The organism is Sphingomonas sp. (assembly GCF_050725575.1).
Lineage (GTDB): Bacteria > Pseudomonadota > Alphaproteobacteria > Sphingomonadales > Sphingomonadaceae > Sphingomonas.
Map to the genome: position 1 here is coordinate 1 of NZ_JBOHHW010000098.1, position 2,909 is coordinate 2,909.

The 2,909-nt window shown below is 62.4% G+C and carries 3 protein-coding genes and 1 pseudogene; 2 read left to right on the plus strand and 2 right to left on the minus strand.

Annotated elements, in window-relative coordinates; all coding sequences use genetic code 11:
* Positions 1-139: 139 nt before the first annotated feature.
* Both ACRECS_RS27310 and ACRECS_RS27315 read right to left on the minus strand, forming a co-directional pair.
* On the minus strand, positions 140-496 hold the full coding sequence (locus ACRECS_RS27310; protein WP_431586121.1) for a hypothetical protein: 357 nt from the start codon (positions 494-496) through the stop codon (positions 140-142).
* Positions 493-963: a DUF5681 domain-containing protein gene (locus ACRECS_RS27315; RefSeq protein ID WP_431586122.1), complete on the minus strand. Its 471-nt coding sequence runs from the start codon at positions 961-963 to the stop codon at positions 493-495. The genes ACRECS_RS27310 and ACRECS_RS27315 overlap by 4 nt, the downstream gene beginning before the upstream one ends.
* A gap of 490 nt (positions 964-1,453) precedes the next feature.
* Between ACRECS_RS27315 and ACRECS_RS27320 the strand changes: the two genes are divergently transcribed.
* Together ACRECS_RS27320 and ACRECS_RS27325 are read left to right on the plus strand one after the other, a co-directional pair.
* The gene (locus ACRECS_RS27320; RefSeq protein ID WP_431586123.1) at positions 1,454-2,590 is read left to right on the plus strand and encodes a glycosyltransferase family 4 protein; all 1,137 of its coding nucleotides are present in this window, start codon (positions 1,454-1,456) and stop codon (positions 2,588-2,590) included.
* Positions 2,591-2,656: 66 nt separating this feature from the next.
* A pseudogene (locus ACRECS_RS27325) lies at positions 2,657-2,909 on the plus strand (nitronate monooxygenase); the annotation flags it as partial.

The window sequence follows — 2,909 nt, forward strand, 5'->3', positions numbered from 1 at the left end:
GCGCTTGGCAAGATCGATCGCGAGAATGTGAACGTCAGTCATGTGCTCCTCCTTCTCCAGCGCACTGTCGCGCCGGTCAGGCATCATACGATGCCGGGCGAAGGGGGCATCCACCCCATCAGTTCAGTCGTCATCTTTCTCACAGCGGCCCCTTAAGCAGGTCCTCCAGACACGCCGTACACCCACATCCCTGCCGCGCCGCAATTGTCACTGCGCGCCTCTCGGCGTTAATTGCGTCGAGCCGGCGCCCGGCCGCCTCCATCTGCTTGGCCAAATCGGTATTCGGCTCGTCATCGCCGTCCAGATCAAATCCAATCCTGCCCCAGCCGCGATTGAGCAGCAGCGCTGCGGCGGCCATCCGGGTCGTGTCGCGCGCGGTGTTGCTGGCCGCGATCGCGGCGATTGCGTCGAGCGCGACCCGGGTATGTTTGCGCGCCAGTTCGGCAAGCGACTGGGTGTCGGCGATACGAGCTATGCTGTCGGAAAAGGAGCTCATGTCTCATCTCCATCCGCTACCGGCCGGACGATTGACACGCCGCCGGTCAGGCCCGCCAGAATCTCGTCGTCGAACGATCCGACCTCCACATAATCGCTCCTCACGCTGGAATAGCGTGCACTGACTCCGTCGCGCTCGAGCGTCTCGAACAAGGCGACCTGCTGCTGCTTTTGCGCGGCCTCGGCCGCCTGAACGATCGCGGTCCATTGTCGCTGCGCCGCCCGGTTGCCTTTCATCGCTGCCTCGGTCAGCGCGCGGAACACCGCGCGGTGCGCCGGCATCTCGATCTCGGTGTCTCCGTCCTTCACCCTGACGGTGCGATACGCTTCCTCCAGGATGATTTTCCGCGTCGGTTCATCCGCCCCGGGCAGGCGATCACCCGGGCGACCGGTCGCGCCGCGAATGCGTGGCCGGCCTGCCGGGTTCCCTGACTGACCCTTGACGAAACGCCCACTGATTGTCGGCATCGCTTCGCCTGTGTTTCCCGTGCTTTCCGGCCGCGTGTGGGTCGCTGTCCCGTTTCGACCCGATTCAAGATCCTGCTCGATCATGTCACTACCCTTCCATGAGTCATCCGATCGCTTTCCAATCAGATTTTCGCTGCCGGTTGAATCGGGCCGCTTCCTGTTTCTGCAGGAGAGGGGTGATGGGCCTTCCTGTTATGGCTCTGTTATTGGTCCTGTTATTCCTCCTGTTATGGCGGTTTGGACAGTCGAAGAAACTCGCCTTAACAGATTGATATTGAATAAAAGTTTTGTGGAAGGACGGCGGTATAACAGGAGCCGAAAAAATAAATCTCAAAAACAGGAGATAACAGGAGCCCGGCAAATGCGAGGCGCGCGGCAATCGCCGACCAGGAGTGCCGCGCCAGCCACCGCCACACGCTCAGCCGCCGTAACGGAACGGGCAGGGGAGAAGCACATGACGCGGGCGGATTTCCACGCTAGTTCGCGGCGCATGGCACAGCCGGTCAACATTCTTCACCTCCATTCGACCTTCGATCTGGGCGGCAAGGAGGCGCGTTCGGTCCGGCTGATGAATGTCTGGGGTGACCGCGCACGGCACACCATCGTGTCGGGTATGCCTGACCAGCTTGGCGCGCGCGGTGCGATCGCGAAGGGTGTCAAATATGAGATCGCGCAGGATCCGCCGCCGCTGACCGGGCGGCCCTCGGTCGCACGGTTCGAGGCGATCGCGCACTATATGCGACGCTTCGACCTGGTGCTGACCTATAATTGGGGCGCGATTGACGGGGTGATGGCGCGGCGCGTCTTTTCCAAAGGCATGCCGCCGCTGATCCATCATGAGGACGGATTCAATTCGGACGAGGCGAAGGGGCTGAAGCTCGAGCGCAATCTCTATCGCCGCATCGCGCTGCCCGCCGCGCATGCGATGGTGGTGCCGTCGCAGACGCTGCACCGCATTGCGCTGGACATCTGGAAACAGCCGGTTGGGCGCGTACACCGCATCGTCAACGGCATTTCCACCGGCACCTATGCCGGCAAGCCGGTCGCCAATGCGATCCCGGGCCTTAAGCGCAAGCCGGGTGAGGTGGTGGTCGGCACGCTGGCCGGCTTGCGTGAGGTCAAGGACCTGCCCGCGCTGGTTCGCGCGGTCGGCGGCTGTTCATCGCGCATCCGGCTGGTCATCATAGGGGAAGGTCCGGAGCGCGAGGCGATCGTCGATGCCGCCGATCTGATGGGGCTGTCCGATCGGCTGGTGATGCCGGGATTCCTGCCCGAGCCGCATCGCTATATCGGGCTGTTCGATATTCTGGCGCTGTCGTCGCGCAGCGAGCAATTTCCGATTGCGGTGATCGAGGGGATGGCGGCGGGTTTGCCGGTCGCCGCCCCCGATATCGGCGATATCCGCAGCATGGTATCGGATCCGAACACCCCTTATATCGTTGATTACACCAGTGAGGTGAGGTTGCGCGATTCGATCGAGGCGCTGGCGCGCGACCCAGGGCTCCGGACGACACTGGGTGCCGAAAACCGCAGGAAAGCGGTTGCGGATTATGACGAAAGCGTAATGATCGCACGTTATGCCGGCCTTTATGAGGCCGCAATAGGCCGTCCGGGAGCCTTGAGCTGAGTCGCAATTTGCTCGCTAACCGGCGCCCTTTGGCTATATCGAACATATGTTAATCTGGAGGTCGTCTTGTTCAAAGGTCTGAAGCCCATCATCTATAACGGCCAGGAAGTCTGGCCGATCGTGGAGGGTGGCAAGGGCGTGGCCGCGACCAACCATGCGTCGGCCGGCGCCTGGGCCGCGGCGGGCGGTATTGGCACGGTCTCGGCGGTCAACGCCGACAGCTACGACCCCGACGGCAAGATCATTCCGCAGATCTACACCGCGCTGACCCGGCGCGAGCGCCATGAAGAACTGATCGATTATGCGATCGAGGGTGCAG

Coding starts and splice junctions, on each gene's coding strand:
- ACRECS_RS27310 (WP_431586121.1), bottom strand. CDS start 496: ATGAGCTCCTTTTCCGACAGCATAGCTCGTATCGCCGACACCCAGTCG.
- ACRECS_RS27315 (WP_431586122.1), bottom strand. CDS start 963: ATGCCGACAATCAGTGGGCGTTTCGTCAAGGGTCAGTCAGGGAACCCG.
- ACRECS_RS27320 (WP_431586123.1), top strand. CDS start 1,454: ATGGCACAGCCGGTCAACATTCTTCACCTCCATTCGACCTTCGATCTG.